Source organism: Pseudomonas sp. UW4 (assembly GCF_000316175.1).
Taxonomy (GTDB): domain Bacteria; phylum Pseudomonadota; class Gammaproteobacteria; order Pseudomonadales; family Pseudomonadaceae; genus Aquipseudomonas; species Aquipseudomonas laurylsulfatiphila.
Window position 1 is genome coordinate 5,639,479 of the sequence record NC_019670.1, and the last position, 17,663, is coordinate 5,657,141.

Genomic DNA, 17,663 nt, shown 5'->3' on the forward strand with positions numbered 1-17,663 from the left:
GAGTCGTCAGCTCCGGGAGAGTTCTGGGGGGTAAACAGCAATCGCCTGTTCGGTTGCTGCCAGCATCGACTGAGTGATCCGGCGTCGGCTCCACGTATCGAGCGAGGTGACGTCATGAGTATCTTTAGCCACTTCCAACAACGCTTCGAGTCCACACGCCAGGAAGAACTCTCACTGCAAGAGTATCTTGAACTGTGCAAAAAAGACCGCAGCGCCTACGTTTCCGCCGCCGAGCGTCTACTGCTGGCCATCGGTGAACCGGAACTGCTCGACACCTCGACCAACTCGAGGCTTTCGCGCATCTTCTCCAACAAGGTAATCCGCCGCTATCCGGCCTTTGAAGACTTCCACGGGATGGAAGAATGCATCGACCAGATCGTGTCGTATTTCCGCCACGCCGCTCAAGGCCTGGAAGAGAAGAAACAAATCCTGTACCTGCTCGGCCCTGTCGGTGGCGGTAAATCGTCCCTGGCCGAGAAGCTGAAGCAGCTGATGGAAAAAGTGCCCTTCTACGCGATCAAGGGCTCGCCGGTATTCGAGTCGCCCCTGGGTCTGTTCAACTCCACTGAAGATGGAGCGATCCTTGAGGAAGACTTTGGCATTCCACGGCGCTACCTCAACACCATCATGTCGCCATGGGCGACCAAGCGCCTGGCCGAATTCGGTGGCGACATCAGCCAGTTCCGCGTGGTGAAACTCTACCCGTCGATCCTCAACCAGATCGCCGTAGCCAAGACCGAACCTGGTGACGAAAACAACCAGGACATTTCGGCACTGGTGGGCAAGGTCGATATCCGCAAACTGGAGGAGTTCCCGCAGAACGACGCCGACGCCTACAGCTACTCGGGCGCCCTGTGCCGGGCCAACCAGGGCCTGATGGAATTCGTCGAAATGTTCAAGGCACCGATCAAGGTGCTGCACCCGTTGCTGACTGCCACCCAGGAAGGCAACTACAACAGTACCGAAGGCCTTGGCGCGATTCCGTTCACCGGTATCCTGCTGGCGCACTCCAACGAATCGGAGTGGCACACCTTCCGCAACAACAAGAACAACGAAGCCTTCATCGACCGGATCTACATCGTCAAGGTGCCGTACTGCCTGCGGGTCAGTGACGAAGTGAAGATCTACGACAAGCTGCTGTTCAACAGCTCGCTGGCCAAGGCGCATTGCGCGCCGGATACCCTGAAGATGCTGGCCCAGTTCACCGTGCTCTCGCGTCTTAAAGAGCCGGAAAACTCCAACATCTACTCGAAGATGCGCGTGTACGACGGCGAGAACCTCAAGGATACCGATCCGAAAGCCAAGTCGATCCAGGAATACCGCGACAACGCCGGTGTCGACGAAGGCATGAACGGTCTCTCGACTCGCTTCGCGTTCAAGATCCTGTCGAAGGTGTTCAACTTCGATCCGCACGAAATTGCTGCCAACCCGGTACATCTGCTCTATGTGCTGGAACAGCAGATCGAACAGGAACAGTTCCAGGCCGAGACTCGCGAACGCTATCTGCGCTTCCTCAAGGAGTACCTGGCACCGCGCTACATCGAATTCATCGGCAAGGAGATCCAGACTGCCTACCTCGAATCCTACAGCGAGTACGGCCAGAACATCTTCGATCGCTACGTGTTGTACGCCGACTTCTGGATCCAGGACCAGGAATACCGCGACCCGGAAACCGGCGAAATCCTCAACCGCGTAGCCCTGAACGAAGAACTGGAGAAAATCGAAAAACCGGCCGGCATCAGCAATCCGAAGGATTTCCGCAACGAAATCGTCAACTTCGTCCTGCGTGCCCGGGCCAACAACAACGGCAAGAACCCGACCTGGCTCAGCTACGAAAAACTGCGGGTGGTCATCGAGAAGAAAATGTTCTCCAACACCGAGGACCTGCTACCGGTCATCAGCTTCAACGCCAAGGCCAGCAAGGAGGACCAGCAAAAACACAACGACTTCGTCACACGGATGGTCGAGCGGGGCTACACCGACAAACAGGTACGACTGCTGTCCGAGTGGTACCTGCGGGTCAGAAAATCACAATAACCCGCTGCCGGTCAGACCGGTTGTCGTCAGCCAGAGACCTGTGTGCGCTTTTTCTGTTACACAGGCCTCTGGAAGGTGTTCGAAAGTCGGTAGCGAGTTCAGGCAGCATCCAAGGCGCTTGGGGGAGCGTTCAACATCCCTCGGCTCTCGGTTCGATGCTGTATCACCGCTCGCCCCTTTCAGGACAGCTTCTAAGGAGCAGTCATGAGCTATGTGATCGACCGACGTCTCAATGGCAAGAACAAGAGCACGGTGAACCGCCAGCGGTTTCTGCGGCGCTACCGTGATCACATTAAAAAGGCTGTCGAAGAGGCGGTCAGCCGGCGCTCCATTACCGATATGGAACACGGCGAACAAATCAGCATTCCCGGCCGCGACATCGACGAGCCGGTGCTTCACCACGGCCGCGGTGGCAAACAGACGGTCGTGCACCCGGGCAACAAGGAGTTCACCAGTGGCGAACATATCGCCCGTCCACCGGGAGGCGGTGGTGGTCGAGGCCCCGGCAAGGCTGGCAACTCCGGTGAAGGGATGGACGAATTCGTCTTCCAGATCACCCAGGAAGAGTTCCTCGAATTCATGTTCGAGGATCTCGAGCTGCCCAATCTGGTAAAACGCAACCTGACCGGCACCGACACCTTCAAGACCGTGCGGGCCGGGATCAGCAACGAGGGCAACCCGTCGCGGATCAACATCATCCGCACCCTGCGCTCAGCCCACGCCCGGCGGATCGCCCTATCCGGCAGCAGCCGGGCAAAACTGCGTGAGGCCAAGGAAGAACTTCTGCGACTCAAGCAGGAAGAGCCAGACAACTTCGGCGATATTCAGGAAATCGAAGCTGAAATCGAAAAACTCAGCGCGCGCATTCACCGCGTGCCGTTTCTCGACACGTTCGACCTCAAGTACAACCTGCTCATCAAACAACCCAACCCCAGCTCCAAGGCCGTGATGTTCTGCCTGATGGACGTGTCCGGCTCGATGACCCAGGCGACCAAGGACATCGCCAAGCGCTTCTTTATCCTGCTGTACCTGTTTCTCAAGCGTAACTACGACAAGATCGACGTCGTGTTCATCCGCCACCACACCAGTGCCCGCGAAGTGGATGAAGAAGAGTTTTTCTACTCCCGGGAAACCGGCGGCACCATAGTGTCCAGCGCCCTGAAACTGATGCAGGAGATCATGGCCGAGCGCTACCCGAGTAACGAGTGGAACATCTACGCCGCCCAGGCCTCCGATGGCGACAACTGGAACGACGACTCTCCGATCTGCCGCGACATCCTGATCAACCAGATCATGCCATTCGTGCAGTACTACACTTACGTTGAGATCACCCCGCGCGAACACCAGGCCCTTTGGTTCGAATACGAGCGCATCGCCGAAGCCTTTTCCGACACGTTTGCCCAGCAACAACTGGTCTCGGCCGGAGATATCTATCCGGTCTTCCGTGAACTCTTCCAGCGCAGGTTAGTGACATGACCGCCAAAGAGCAGAAGCGCCAACCCATTTCCACCGGCTCCGAATGGACGTTCGAGCTGATCCAGGCGTACGACCGCGAAATCAGTCGCATTGCGGCGGGTTACGCCCTCGATACGTACCCGAACCAGATCGAAGTGATCACCGCCGAGCAGATGATGGATGCCTACGCCTCCGTCGGCATGCCTCTGGGTTATCACCACTGGTCCTACGGCAAGCACTTCCTCAGCACTGAAAAATCCTACACCCGCGGCCAGATGGGGCTGGCGTACGAGATCGTGATCAACTCCGACCCGTGCATCGCCTACCTGATGGAAGAAAACACCATCTGCATGCAGGCTCTAGTGGTGGCCCATGCCTGCTACGGGCACAACAGCTTTTTCAAAGGCAATTACCTGTTCCGCACCTGGACCGACGCCAGTTCGATCATCGATTACCTGGTGTTTGCCAAGCAGTACATCATGCAATGCGAGGAGCGCCACGGCATTGACGCGGTCGAGGACCTGCTCGACTCCTGTCATGCGCTGATGAACTATGGCGTCGACCGCTACAAACGTCCCTATCCGATTTCCGCAGAAGAAGAACGCCGCCGGCAAAAGGACCGGGAGGAGCACTTGCAGAAACAGATCAACGATCTGTGGCGCACCATTCCCAAGGGCGCGGACAAGTACAGCGACAAGGACAACGCACGCTTCCCCGCCGAACCTCAGGAAAACATCCTGTACTTCATTGAAAAACATGCGCCGCTGCTGGAACCATGGCAGCGGGAAATCGTGCGCATCGTGCGCAAGATCGCCCAGTATTTTTATCCACAGCGCCAGACCCAGGTGATGAACGAAGGTTGGGCTACCTTCTGGCACTACACCCTGATGAACGATCTGTACGACGAGGGCCTGGTTACTGACGGCTTCATGATGGAGTTCCTGACGTCCCACACCAGCGTGGTGTTCCAGCCGGGCTTTGACAGCCCCTACTACAGTGGCATCAACCCTTACGCCCTGGGGTTTGCCATGTACCGCGACATCCGTCGCATGTGCGAAGAGCCTACGGAAGAAGATCGCCGCTGGTTCCCTGACATCGCCGGTACCGACTGGCTGGCAGCCATCAAGTTCGCCATGAGCAGCTTCAAGGATGAGAGCTTCATCCTGCAGTACCTGTCGCCCAAGGTGATCCGCGACTTGAAGCTGTTCAGCATTCTCGATGACGACCAGAAGGACGACCTGCTGGTGCCCGCCATTCACGACGAAGGTGGCTACCGCATCATCCGGGAAACCCTCGCGGCACAGTACAACCTGGGCAATCGCGAGCCTAACGTGCAGATCTACAGCATCGACCGGCGTGGTGACCGCTCCCTGACCCTGCGTCACCAGCAACACGATCGCAAACCGCTGGGCGACTCGACCGAAGAAGTGCTCAAACACCTGCACCGCCTTTGGGGTTTCGACATTCACCTGGAAACCCTGCAAGGGGACACCGTGATGAAAACCCACCATGTGCCACCCCGAAACGAGCACAGCGAGGGTGATTACGGTCGACTGGACCTGGCTGTCATCCATCTTTGATCCGCTTTGCGCCTCCGAAAGCTCGATGCAAGGGTTATCCTGTCGAGCTAACGGAGGTTTTTTATGCGTATTTATAAAGTCGGTGGTGCGGTACGTGATCGCCTGCTGGGCAAACCGGTCACCGATATCGACTGGGTCGTGGTTGGCGCCACCACCGAAGAAATGCTCGCCAAGGGCTTTCGCCCGGTGGGCGCGGATTTCCCGGTGTTCCTTCATCCAAAAAGCGGTGAGGAATACGCCCTCGCCCGCACCGAGCGCAAAAGCGGGCGCGGTTACGGCGGGTTCACTTTTCACGCCAGCCCTGAAGTCTCTCTTGAAGAAGACCTGATCCGTCGCGACCTGACCATCAACGCCATGGCCGAAGACGATCAACAGAACCTGACCGACCCCTACCACGGCCAGCGCGATCTCGAAGCGCGCCTGCTGCGCCATGTTTCCCCCGCGTTCGCCGAGGATCCGCTCAGGGTCCTGCGCGTTGCCCGCTTTGCCGCGCGATATGCCGCACTGGGTTTTACCGTCGCACCGGAAACCCTGGAACTGATGCGTCAGCTCAGCGAGTCAGGTGAGCTTGAGGCGCTGACTCCCGAGCGCAGCTGGAAGGAAATCTCCCGCGCCCTGATGGAAGATCAGCCACAGGTGTTTATCGAGGTGTTGCGCGCATGCGGTGCACTCAAGGTGCTGATGCCGGAGGTCGACGCACTGTTCGGCGTCCCGCAGCCCCCGGCCCATCACCCGGAAATCGACACTGGCGCACATACCCTGAGCGTGTTGCAGCAAGCAGCACTGCACAATCAGCCGCTGACCGTGCGCTGGGCCTGCCTGCTGCACGACCTGGGCAAGGGCCTGACGCCAGAGGAGGAATGGCCGCGGCACATTGCCCACGAGTTCAAGGGCCTGAAGCTGATCAAAGCGGTCAACGAACGTTTCAAGGCGCCGAGAGACTGCCAGGAATTGGCAATGCTGGTCGGTGAGTATCACACCCACGGCCATCGTGCCCTGGAGCTTAAGCCGTCTACCTTGCTGGAGCTGCTGCAGAGCTTCGATGTCTACCGTCGCCCGCAACGGTTCGAGGAGTTCATCGCGGCATGCGAGATGGATGCGCGCGGACGCGAAGGGCTGGAGCAGAGAAGTTATCCACAGGCGGATTATCTGCGCGGGGCGGCGACTGCGGCGCGCTGTGTGGCGGTTCAGCCGTTACTGGAGCAAGGCTTCAAGGGGCCTGAGCTGGGGGAGGCAATCAAGCGCGAACGGCTGAAGGCGTTGAAGGCTTACAAAGAGGCGGCGTCTGTTTGAAACAATCGCGAGCAGGCTCGCTCCCACAGTGGTTAGCACAAAACTGTGGGAGCGAGCCTGCTCGCGATGGTGTCATTGAAGTCACAGCAAATTCGAAGGTGTCAGCTGCTCACCGCGCCACTCAAATGCCACTGGCACCAGTGCTTGGTCGATCTGCGAATCAGCCCACAACGCGGCAAAATTTTTTCCCTCGGCCGGGTGCACGCGATCCGGCGCGATCAACGACAACGGCCACAGAACGAACGCATTTTTCAGGATTTCTGCCCGCGGCAAGATCAGGCCATCGAAGTTGCCCACCAGGTCTCCGAACAACAACACGTCGATATCCAGCGGCAAACCTCGGCGATCCGGTGCGTAACGACCGTTATCCGCCTCAATGAACTTCAGTCGACGATCAAGCTCCATCAGCGGCAGATCGGTATACGCCGACACCACGAAATTGAAGAACGGCCCGCTCTTGATGCCCACCGGCTGACTTTCGAACACTGCCGAACAGCGAATATCGACAAGGAACGCCGCCAATGCATCGAGCCCCGCCCGCAAATGGGTTTCACGCTCGATATTGCTACCGAGCCCGAGGTACACCTGAGTCAGCGACATCCGCGCTCGATCTCCACGCCCACACCACCGGTGGCAGCCGGGACCGCGCCGGGCTTGGTCAGCTTCAGACGCATCCAGGTGATCTTGAATTCGCTCATCAGCACTTCAACCAGACGCTCGGCAAAGGTCTCGACCAGCTGGTATTGCGCCTGCTCGGCAAACGCCTGGATGCGCGAGGAAACACTGGCGTAGTCGAGCGCCAGGGTCAGGTCATCACCGGCTGCGGCCGGGCGATTGTCCCAGGCGAAGCTCAGGTCAAGACGCAAGCACTGTCGGATGCCTCGCTCCCAGTCGTAGGCACCAATCACCGTGTCGACTTCCAGGCCCTCGATAAACACTCTGTCCAAGCACTTCTCTCCGCTACACGACAAGGGCGCAATGCGCCGTTAGAATCAGGGCTTCCTCGCCCGGAATAGTTAGCATGTTTTGGTTATTGGCGATCCTCGCCTACCTGCTCGGCTCTCTGTCCTTTGCCATTTTGCTCAGCCGCCTGACCGGTAACCCCGATCCGCGAATGAGTGGCTCGGGCAATGCCGGCGCCACCAACATGTTGCGCCTGGCCGGCAAGAAACTCGCCATCCTGACCCTGCTCGGCGACCTTTGCAAAGGCCTCCTGCCGGTACTGATAGCGCGTCTTGCGGGCCTTTCGCAGCAGGAACAAGCCTGGATCGGCGTCTATGCCGTCATCGGCCATCTGTTTCCGCTGTACTTCCGTTTTCGCGGCGGCAAGGGTGTCGCCACCGCTGCCGGCATGCTGCTGGGGCTGTACCCGCCCGCCGCCCTTCTGGCGGTCTGCGCCTGGCTCTTGACGTTCTACCTGACCCGCACCAGCTCCCTGGCCGCCCTGATTGCCACGCCGCTGACCCTGCCTTTGCTGGCCTGGCAAGAACCGGCGGCCCTGCTGCCCATGAGCACGCTCACCGGACTGATCGTCTGGCGCCATCGCAGCAATCTACGCGACCTGTTTGCCGGGCGCGAACGGCATTTCTAGCGGCCGGAAATAAGCGCCGCTCATCACAACGCCGACAACTGCTCCATCGGCCAGCGTGCCTGCACGCTGATCGCCAGGCTTTCCTGCTGACCGGCCTGCAAGCGCTGGCAGCCGGCAAAGGCGATCATCGCGCCGTTATCGGTACAGAACTGCGGACGGGCATAAAACACATCACCCTTCATATCGCCGAGCATTTTCCCCAGAGAAGCGCGCAACGCCTTGTTGGCACTGACGCCCCCGGCGATCACCAGGCGCTTCATGCCGGCGGCTTTAAGGGCACGCTTGCACTTGATAGTCAAAGTCTCCACCACGGCCTGCTGGAACGCCAGTGCGATGTCGCATTGGGCTTGCTCGCCGTCGTCCCCGGCACTGACGCATTGTTGCCAGGTATTCAACGCAAAGGTTTTCAGGCCACTGAAGCTGAAATCCAGGCCCGGTCGGTCGCACATCGGACGCGGGAAGACGAAACGCCCCGCAACACCCCGCTCTGCAAGGCGAGCGATCTCCGGCCCGCCCGGATAATTGAGGCCCATCATCTTGGCCGTCTTGTCGAAAGCTTCGCCGGCAGCATCATCCAGGGTCTCGCCCAAGAGCGTGTACTGACCAATTCCGTCGACCTGAACCAGTTGCGTATGACCACCGGAGACCAACAAAGCGACGAACGGGAATTCCGGCGGTTGCGACTCCAGCATCGGTGCCAGCAAGTGGCCTTCCATGTGGTGTACGCCAAGGGCCGGAATGCCCCAGGCAAAGGCCAGCGCCTGGGCGCAGGAAGCCCCCACCAGCAAGGCTCCGACCAGGCCAGGACCCGCGGTATAGGCGATGGCGTCGATCTCGGTCGGCACGCAGTCGGCCTCGGCCAACACCTGACGAATCAAGGGCAGCATGCGTTTGACGTGATCGCGCGAGGCCAGCTCCGGCACCACGCCACCATAGGCGCGGTGCAGGTCGATCTGACTGAAAAGCGCATCGGCCAATAGCCCGCGTTCACTGTCATATAATGCGACGCCGGTTTCGTCGCAGGAGGTTTCTAATCCCAGTACTAGCATGGGTTTGCGCCTTGTTTAGGCTGAATTCGAAGGCGCGCATAATAGTCGTCGCGGGATGCCCCGACCAGCGGTTTTCGATCAGAGGCTTTGCATTCCGAGCGATGAGGGGTTAACATCCGCAACCCTTAAAAACCGACGTCTTCAAGTGCTCTTTTGCCGCGAGGATGTTGACCCCGGTAATGAATGAAGGTAGCTCTGGATGCCAGCCGTCAAAGTAAAAGAGAACGAACCCTTCGACGTAGCTCTGCGTCGTTTCAAGCGCTCCTGCGAAAAAGCCGGTGTACTGGCTGAAGTTCGTAGCCGCGAATTTTACGAGAAGCCAACTTCTGAGCGTAAGCGCAAAGCAGCTGCTGCTGTTAAGCGTCACGCCAAGAAAGTTCAGCGCGAACAGCGCCGCGCCGTTCGTCTGTACTAATACACAGACGACCGTAGCAAGCTTCTGCCAAGCCCGGCCCTCAGCCGGGCTTATGGCATTTGCGTAAATCGCTTGATGCTTCACTGTCAAAGCCGCAGACGCGACCGAGACAAATCTGCTTCACCGCGTCAGACCTGGCTCTTTTGCCAGCGGTGCACGTCTTTTCTGACGAGCCTTTCAAGGCTACTGACGAGCACACCCACTGATTCCTCTCACGACGATCAGCCCAAGGCACCTGCTTGCGTGCCGAATGATGAGCTATCCGAGGCCTGTGTTTGGCCGCAGCGGATTCAGCGCAACACATTCAAACAGCCGAATACTGATTGGCATTAACGTCAGTGGATTTTCGGCAGATACACTTCCCGACAGCGATTACGCAGACGACACTGGTCGAGCCGCACACTTTGCGCGCCTCAATTAATGCCCGCGTTCGGTCGCCGTACGTTTCGGGCTCCTTTCAGCGCAGATGACGAGAACGCCATGGCCGGGCTAATTCCCCAGAGCTTCATTGACGACCTTCTGAACCGCACCGACATCGTCGACGTGGTCAGCTCGCGCCTGCAATTGAAAAAAGCCGGCAAGAACCACACCGCCTGCTGCCCGTTCCACAAGGAAAAAACGCCCTCGTTCAGCGTCAGCCCCGACAAGCAGTTCTATTACTGCTTCGGCTGCGGCGCAGGTGGCAACGCCCTCGGCTTCATCATGGACCACGACAACCTGGATTTCGTCCAGGCGGTCGAAGAACTGGCCAAAGCCGCCGGCATGGAAATCCCCCGCGAAGAAAGTGGGCGGCCGCACAAGCCGCGGCAGCCAACCGATTCGCCGTTGTATCCGCTGCTCAGCGCCGCCGCCGACTTTTATCGCCAAGCCTTGAAAAGCCATCCATCGCGCAAGGCCGCCGTGGACTACCTGAAAGGTCGCGGGCTGACCGGCGAAATCGCCCGGGACTTCGGCCTGGGCTTTGCACCGCCTGGTTGGGACAACCTGTTCAAGCACTTGAGCAGCGATACCCTGCAACAAAAAGCCATGATCGATGCCGGCCTGCTGATCGAAAACGCCGAAAGTGGCAAACGTTACGACCGTTTCCGCGACCGAGTGATGTTCCCGATCCGCGACAGCCGCGGGCGCGTCATTGCCTTTGGCGGCCGGGTATTGGGCGACGACAAGCCGAAGTACCTGAACTCCCCGGAAACCCCGGTATTCCATAAAGGGCAGGAACTCTACGGCCTGTACGAAGCGCGCAAGACCAACCGCAACCTCGACGAAATCATCGTCGTAGAGGGTTACATGGACGTCATTGCCCTGGCCCAGCAAGGCCTGCGCAATGCCGTCGCGACACTGGGTACCGCCACCAGCGAAGAGCACCTCAAGCGGCTGTTTCGCGTCGTGCCCAGCGTGCTGTTCTGCTTCGACGGCGATCAGGCCGGTCGCAATGCGGCCTGGCGGGCACTGGAGGCAACACTGTCGAGCCTGCAGGACGGTCGTCGTGCACGTTTTCTGTTCCTGCCCGAGGGCGAGGACCCAGACACCCTGGTCCGCTCCGAAGGCACCGACGCCTTCCGCGCACGGATCAACCAGCATGCACAGCCTCTGGCCGACTACTTCTTCCAGCAATTGACGGAAGAAGCCGACCCGCGCTCGCTCGAGGGCAAGGCCCACATGGCCACCCTCGCCGCACCGCTGATCGACAAAGTCCCGGGCGCCAACCTGCGCACCCTGATGCGCCAGCGCCTGAGCGAAATCACCGGCTTGAGCGGCGAAGCGGTGAGCCAGCTGGCACAAAGCGCCCCGCAGGAAGCACCGCCGGCCTACGACCCGGGCATCGATTACGACGCGATGCCCGACTACAGCGACTATCATCAGCCGCAGGCACAGGACATGTATGTGCCGCAGCAGGAATGGACGCCAAAGAAGCCCGGTGCAGGAGGCAAGAAATGGGACAAGAAACCGTGGGACAAGAATGGCAAACGGGGCGGTGATCGCGATCAACCCCGCGCGCCACGGGTGCCCGCCGCCGTAGAACCGCCGACCCTCGCCGCCTTGCGCACGCTGCTGCATCACCCGCAACTGGCCGAGAAAGTCGAGGATGCCGGGCACTTCGCCGCCGAGGACCACACCAACACACAATTGCTGGTGGCGCTACTCGAAGCCGTGCAGAAGAATCCCAAGCTAAACTCAATTCAGCTGATTGCCCGCTGGCACGGCACAGAGCAGGGCCGCTTGCTCAAGGCCCTGGCGGAAAAGGAATGGCTGATTGATGGAGATAACCTTGAACAACAGTTTTTCGACACCATTACTAGCTTGTCAGCCCGCCAACGCGAGCGAAACCTGGAACAACTTCTTCGAAAAGCACGTCAAAGTGAATTGAGCACCGAAGAGAAAAACCAACTGCGCGACCTTTTAAGTCGCAATGTTTCCGCATCAAACCCGACCTCAACTGGCGCGTGAGGTCATAGCTCAGGTATAATCCTCGGCTTGTTTTTTGCCCGCCAAGACCTTCAGTGGATAGGGTGTTATGTCCGGAAAAGCGCAACAGCAGTCTCGTATCAAAGAGTTGATCACACTTGGTCGTGAGCAGGGCTACCTGACTTACGCGGAGGTCAACGACCACCTGCCGGAGGATATTTCAGATCCGGAACAGGTGGAAGACATCATCCGCATGATCAATGACATGGGGATCAACGTATTCGAGGTTGCGCCAGATAAGGATTCCCTTATGCTGGCCGACGCCGATACCGACGAAGCCGCAGCCGAAGAGGCCGCTGCAGCGTTGGCTGCGGTCGAGACCGACATTGGTCGCACTACCGACCCGGTGCGCATGTACATGCGCGAAATGGGTACGGTGGAGCTCCTCACACGTGAAGGCGAAATTGAAATCGCCAAGCGTATTGAAGAGGGCATCCGTGAGGTGATGAGCGCAATCGCGCACTTCCCTGGCACGGTTGATCATATTCTCTCCGAGTACACCCGCGTCACCACCGAAGGTGGCCGCCTGTCCGACGTCCTGAGCGGTTATATCGACCCGGACGACGGCATCGCGCCGCCTGCGGCAGAAGTGCCGCCACCGATTGACGCGAAAGCCGTCAAGGCGGATGACGACACCGACGACGAAGACGGTGAAGCCTCGGATGACGAGGAAGAAGCCGAAAGCGGTCCGGATCCGATCATCGCCGCCCAGCGTTTTGGCGCTGTGGCCGATCAGATGGAAATCACCCGCAAGGCGCTGAAAAAGCACGGTCGTCACAACAAGGCAGCGATTGCCGAGTTGCTGGCCCTGGCCGACCTGTTCATGCCGATCAAACTGGTACCGAAGCAATTCGAAGCCCTGGTCGAGCGTGTTCGCAGTGCCCTGGATCGCCTGCGTCAGCAAGAGCGTGCAATCATGCAGCTCTGCGTTCGTGATGCGCGCATGCCGCGTGCAGACTTCCTGCGCCAGTTCCCGGGCAACGAAGTCGACGAAAGCTGGAGTGACGCCCTGGCCAAAGGCAAAAGCAAATACGCTGAAGCCATTGGCCGCCTGCAGCCGGACATCGTCCGTTGCCAGCAGAAGCTGACCGCGCTGGAAACCGAAACCGGTTTGACCATCGCCGAGATCAAGGACATCAACCGTCGCATGTCGATCGGTGAGGCCAAGGCCCGCCGCGCGAAGAAAGAGATGGTTGAAGCCAACTTGCGTCTGGTGATCTCGATCGCCAAGAAGTACACCAACCGTGGCCTGCAATTCCTCGATCTGATCCAGGAAGGCAACATCGGCTTGATGAAAGCGGTAGACAAGTTCGAATACCGTCGCGGCTACAAATTCTCGACTTATGCCACCTGGTGGATCCGTCAGGCGATCACTCGCTCGATCGCCGACCAGGCCCGCACCATCCGTATTCCGGTGCACATGATCGAAACGATCAACAAGCTCAACCGCATTTCCCGGCAGATGTTGCAGGAAATGGGTCGCGAACCGACCCCGGAAGAGCTGGGCGAACGCATGGAAATGCCTGAGGACAAGATCCGCAAGGTATTGAAGATCGCTAAAGAGCCGATCTCCATGGAAACCCCGATCGGTGATGACGAAGACTCCCATCTGGGTGACTTCATCGAAGACTCGACCATGCAGTCGCCAATCGATGTTGCAACCGTTGAGAGCCTTAAAGAAGCGACTCGCGAAGTGCTGTCCGGCCTCACTGCCCGTGAAGCCAAGGTACTGCGCATGCGCTTCGGTATCGACATGAATACCGACCACACCCTCGAAGAGGTTGGTAAACAGTTTGACGTGACCCGTGAGCGGATTCGTCAGATCGAAGCCAAGGCGTTGCGCAAGCTGCGCCACCCGACGAGAAGCGAGCATCTGCGCTCCTTCCTCGACGAGTGATCACAGAACCCCCGGCCCAGGCCGGGGGTTTTGTTTTATGGCAGATTAATATCTCCACACCTCCCCTCCGCCCTGTAGCCCGTCTACACTCGAAACATTCCCCAGAGCCATAACGAGACCGTTATGCCCAGACTGCCGACCGTGCTTTTTTTGCTGTCGCTGATGACCTGGACCGCAACGGCTGGCGCGCTGACTCTAACTGAGGATGAACGTAGCTGGCTGGCGGCTCACCCGGACTTGCGCCTGGGTGTCGATGCGTCGTGGCCGCCCTTCGAGTTTCGCGACGATGAGGGCCGCTACCAGGGCCTTGCCGCGGATTACATCGAGGTCATTCGCCAAAGACTGAAAACCCGGCTCACGCCCATCGAGCCGGTGAGCTGGACCGCCGTTCTGGAACAAGCCAAAAAGGGCAAAATCGACCTGCTGCCGGGCATCATGTCGACCCCGGAACGCCAGAAATACCTGTCGTTCACCCGCCCCTATCTGGATTTTCCGATCGTCATCCTGGCCCATGTCAGGGGCGCCCAGCCACACAACCTGCAAGACCTGTATGGCCTGAAAATCGCCGTGGTGGAAAACTACGCCCCCCACGAACTGCTGCGCACCCACAATCCCGACCTGAACCTGGTGGCGATGCCGAACGTCAGCTCGGCGTTACAGGCGCTGGCCACGGGTGCAGTGGATGCGGTGGTGGGCGATCTGGCGTCCAGCGTCTGGAGCCTGCGCCAACTCAAGCTCGATGGGCTGTATGTCAGCGGTGAAACCCCCTATCGCTATCAACTGGCCATGGCCGTACCCCGCAACAACGCAATCCTCGTCGGCATTCTCGACAAAGTCCTGGCGGACATGAGCCCCGCCGAAATCAGCGCCATTCAGGAGCATTGGGTCGGTAACGTCATCGATCATCGAACATTCTGGAATGACCTGCTGGTGTATGGCCTGCCCGGATTGCTGCTGCTGACCCTGGTGCTGGCGGCGGTTATCCGCATCAACCGCCGCTTGAGTTCGGAAATCGCCCGCCGGGTCGATCTTGAACAGGAACTGCGCAGCAGCGAGTACCACTACCGTGGCCTGGTAGAGAGCCTGTCGGCCATCGCCTGGGAAGCCAAGGTCACCGACTACACCTACAGCTACGTATCGCCCCACGCCGAAGATCTTCTTGGCTACCCCCTCTCCCATTGGCTGATTCCGGGCTTCTGGCGCAACATCATTCACCCCGCCGACCTGACTCGTGCCCAGACTTTCTGCGATCACGAAGTGCTGGCCGGGCGCGATCACCGCCTCGATTACCGGGTGATCACCGCCGACGGGCGCTGCCTGTGGGTGCGCGACATCGTCAGCCTGATCGAACACGGGCAAGAGCCGGTGTTGCGCGGATTGATGATCGACATCACCGACGCCAAGCGCACCGAAGAAGCGCTGCGCCTGTCGGAACAGAAATTCGCTTCCGTGTTCCAGCAATGCCCTGACATTCTGGTGATCGCCCGCCTGAGCGACGGTTGCCTGCTGGAGGTCAACGAAGCGTTCGAAGAACAGATCGGCCTCAAGGCCGAGGACGTCATTGGACTGACCGCCACCGACCTGAACATCTGGGGGATTCCCGGCGTTGGGCCGGGTCTGTTGCAACGCTTGCAGGCCGGCAGCATCCGCAATCTGGAAATGCCCTTTCGTCGCAGCAACGGCCAGGTGTTCACCGGGCTGATCTCCGCCGAACCGTTCGACCTCGACATGACACCGGCGCTGGTGGTCGTGGTGCGGGACATCACCCAGCTCAAGGAAACCCAGCAACAACTGCAAACGTCCGAAGAAAAGTTCGCCAAGGCTTTCCATGCGTCCCCCGACGGCCTGCTGCTGTCGCGGCAAAGTGACGGTTTGCTGATGGAGGTCAACGAGGGTTTCAGTCGCATCACCGGATTCAACAGCGCCATGTCGGTGGATCGTTCAGTGCTGGACCTGGGCATCTGGGTCAATCTCAATGAACGCAAACAAATGCTCGACCTGCTGCATCGGGACGGTTTTGTCCGCGACTTCAGTTGCCATATCCGCCGCAGCGACGGGCAGATCCGCCTCTGTGAAGTGTCCAGCCGTCCGCTGCCGATCGGCGATGACGACTGCATGCTGACCATCGCCCGGGACATCACCGAGCGGCACCTGATGCAGGAAAAACTGCAACAGGCCGCCACCGTATTCGAAAGCACCGCCGAAGGCGTGTTGATCACCGATACCCAACAGCACATCAGTGCGGTCAACCGTGCCTTCACCGAAATCACCGGTTACAGCGAAAGCGAAGCGCTGGGCCACACGCCCCGTCTGCTCGCCTCAGGCCTGCATGACAGCGCGTTCTACGCTGCCATGTGGCATCAATTGACTGCCGAAGGTCATTGGCAGGGCGAGATTTCCAATCGGCGCAAAAATGGCGAGCTGTACCCGAGCTGGCTGACCATCAGTGCCGTGCGCAACCGCGACAAATTCATCACCCACTTTGTCGCGGTATTCGCCGACATCTCCAGCCTCAAGCATGCCCAGGCCAAACTCGACTACCAGGCGCACCACGACCCGCTGACCGGCCTGCCGAACCGCACGCTGTTCGAAAGCCGCCTGCTGACGGCACTCAACAACCAGCAGGAGAACGGCGGCCAGGGCGCCGTGCTGTTCCTTGACCTTGACCGCTTCAAGCACATCAACGACAGCCTCGGCCACCCGGTGGGCGACCTGCTGCTCAAGGGCATTGCCGCACGTCTCAAGGAGCAGTTGCGTGACATCGACACCGTGGCACGCCTGGGCGGTGACGAGTTCATTATCCTGCTGCCGGGCCTGCAACAACCCAGTGATGCCGACAACATCGCCACCAAATTGCTCAATTGTTTCGCCGCGCCATTCCAGGCCGGCGAACACGAGTTTTTCATCAGCGCCAGCATTGGCACCAGCCTCTACCCCAAGGATGGTTGCGACGTTGCCACGCTGATCAAGAACGCCGACGCGGCGATGTACCGCTCCAAGGCCAAGGGCCGCAACCGCGTCGAAAGCTACACCCGCGACCTCACCGCCCAGGCCAGCGAACGCGTGGCGCTGGAGCACGAACTGCGCCGCGCCATCGAACGCAACGAATTGCACCTGTGCTACCAACCGAAAATCAGCCTCGACGACTACAGCCTGGTCGGCGCCGAAGCCCTGATCCGCTGGCGCCACCCGACCTTTGGCGACGTGCCGCGGGAACACTTCATCCCGCTGGCTGAAGAAAACGGCATGATCCTGCAAATCGGCGACTGGGTCCTGGAAACCGCCTGCCGCCAGATGGCCGAATGGCACCGCCTGTACGATAGCCCCGGCCCACTGTCGGTCAACCTTGCCGGCGCCCAATTGCGCCAGCCCAACCTGCTGGGGCGCATCGAACAGTTACTCAAGGACAACGGCCTCAACCCCGGATTCCTGCAACTGGAAATCACCGAAAACTTCATCATGAGCCAGGCCGAAGAAGCGCTGGCGGTACTGCATCAACTCAAACATCTGGGCGTGCAACTGGCCATCGATGACTTCGGCACCGGCTACTCGTCCCTGAGCTACCTCAAGCGCCTGCCGCTGGACATCCTCAAGATCGACCAGTCCTTCGTCCGCGGCCTGCCGGACGACCCCCACGATGCGGCGATCGTACGCGCCATCATCGCCCTCGGACGCAGCATGCAATTCACCGTGATTGCCGAAGGCGTCGAGACCCAGGCGCAACAGCAATTCCTCGCCGCCGAGGGCTGCGAACAGATCCAGGGCTACATCGTCAGCCTGCCCTTGCCCCCCGAAGAATTCGCCGCGACGTTTCTTCGTACAACCGTAATGGCTTTTTCGGATAGCACAGCCGCGAAACCGTCGCTATAATCCGCGACCT

12 protein-coding genes are annotated in these 17,663 nt (G+C 59.4%); 9 read left to right on the forward strand and 3 right to left on the reverse strand.

Annotated elements, in window-relative coordinates:
• The first annotated feature begins 114 nt into the window (after positions 1 to 114).
• From PPUTUW4_RS25105 to PPUTUW4_RS25120, 4 genes are all read left to right on the forward strand, one after another.
• A complete protein-coding gene (locus PPUTUW4_RS25105; protein ID WP_007980217.1) occupies positions 115 to 2,037 on the forward strand; it encodes a PrkA family serine protein kinase in 1,923 nt (640 codons plus the stop codon).
• Positions 2,038 to 2,241: 204 nt separating this feature from the next.
• Positions 2,242 to 3,513, forward strand: coding sequence for a YeaH/YhbH family protein (locus PPUTUW4_RS25110; protein WP_007980218.1), 1,272 nt, complete (start codon positions 2,242 to 2,244; stop codon positions 3,511 to 3,513).
• Positions 3,510 to 5,072, forward strand: a complete 1,563-nt coding sequence (locus PPUTUW4_RS25115; protein WP_007980219.1) for a SpoVR family protein — start codon at positions 3,510 to 3,512, stop codon at positions 5,070 to 5,072. Before PPUTUW4_RS25110 ends, PPUTUW4_RS25115 begins: the two co-directional genes overlap by 4 nt.
• A gap of 63 nt (positions 5,073 to 5,135) precedes the next feature.
• Positions 5,136 to 6,365: a multifunctional CCA addition/repair protein gene (locus tag PPUTUW4_RS25120; RefSeq protein ID WP_015097069.1), complete on the forward strand. Its 1,230-nt coding sequence runs from the start codon at positions 5,136 to 5,138 to the stop codon at positions 6,363 to 6,365.
• A gap of 81 nt (positions 6,366 to 6,446) precedes the next feature.
• Here PPUTUW4_RS25120 and folK read toward each other — a convergent pair whose 3' ends face one another.
• Together folK and folB are read right to left on the reverse strand one after the other, a co-directional pair.
• Positions 6,447 to 6,965 carry a 2-amino-4-hydroxy-6-hydroxymethyldihydropteridine diphosphokinase gene (gene folK, locus PPUTUW4_RS25125; protein WP_015097070.1) on the reverse strand — a complete coding sequence of 173 codons (519 nt, stop codon included), beginning with the start codon at positions 6,963 to 6,965 and terminating at the stop codon, positions 6,447 to 6,449.
• On the reverse strand, positions 6,956 to 7,312 hold the full coding sequence (gene folB, locus PPUTUW4_RS25130) for a dihydroneopterin aldolase (protein ID WP_015097071.1): 357 nt from the start codon (positions 7,310 to 7,312) through the stop codon (positions 6,956 to 6,958). The genes folK and folB overlap by 10 nt, the downstream gene beginning before the upstream one ends.
• 74 nt (positions 7,313 to 7,386) lie before the next feature.
• Between folB and plsY the strand changes: the two genes are divergently transcribed.
• Positions 7,387 to 7,956: a glycerol-3-phosphate 1-O-acyltransferase PlsY gene (gene plsY, locus PPUTUW4_RS25135; RefSeq protein WP_015097072.1), complete on the forward strand. Its 570-nt coding sequence runs from the start codon at positions 7,387 to 7,389 to the stop codon at positions 7,954 to 7,956.
• 23 nt (positions 7,957 to 7,979) lie between these two features.
• On the opposite strand, the gene tsaD is transcribed toward plsY, so the two are convergent.
• A complete protein-coding gene (gene tsaD / locus PPUTUW4_RS25140; RefSeq protein ID WP_015097073.1) occupies positions 7,980 to 9,005 on the reverse strand; it encodes a tRNA (adenosine(37)-N6)-threonylcarbamoyltransferase complex transferase subunit TsaD in 1,026 nt (341 codons plus the stop codon).
• 199 nt (positions 9,006 to 9,204) lie between these two features.
• Here tsaD and rpsU point away from each other — a divergent pair, with 199 nt between their 5' ends.
• The 4 genes from rpsU (at position 9,205) to PPUTUW4_RS25160 (ending at position 17,653) form a co-directional block, all read left to right on the forward strand.
• The gene (rpsU, locus tag PPUTUW4_RS28480) at positions 9,205 to 9,420 is read left to right on the forward strand and encodes a 30S ribosomal protein S21 (RefSeq protein ID WP_002551877.1); all 216 of its coding nucleotides are present in this window, start codon (positions 9,205 to 9,207) and stop codon (positions 9,418 to 9,420) included.
• 480 nt (positions 9,421 to 9,900) lie between these two features.
• Complete coding sequence (gene dnaG / locus PPUTUW4_RS25150; RefSeq protein ID WP_007980233.1) at positions 9,901 to 11,868, forward strand: DNA primase; 1,968 nt, start codon at positions 9,901 to 9,903, stop codon at positions 11,866 to 11,868.
• 67 nt (positions 11,869 to 11,935) lie between these two features.
• Positions 11,936 to 13,783 (forward strand): RNA polymerase sigma factor RpoD, encoded by a 1,848-nt coding sequence (rpoD, locus tag PPUTUW4_RS25155; protein WP_007980239.1) that lies wholly within the window; start codon positions 11,936 to 11,938, stop codon positions 13,781 to 13,783.
• 123 nt (positions 13,784 to 13,906) lie between these two features.
• Entirely contained in the window at positions 13,907 to 17,653 is a 3,747-nt protein-coding gene (locus PPUTUW4_RS25160; RefSeq protein ID WP_015097074.1) for a bifunctional diguanylate cyclase/phosphodiesterase, read from the forward strand.
• The last annotated feature ends 10 nt before the right edge of the window (positions 17,654 to 17,663 follow it).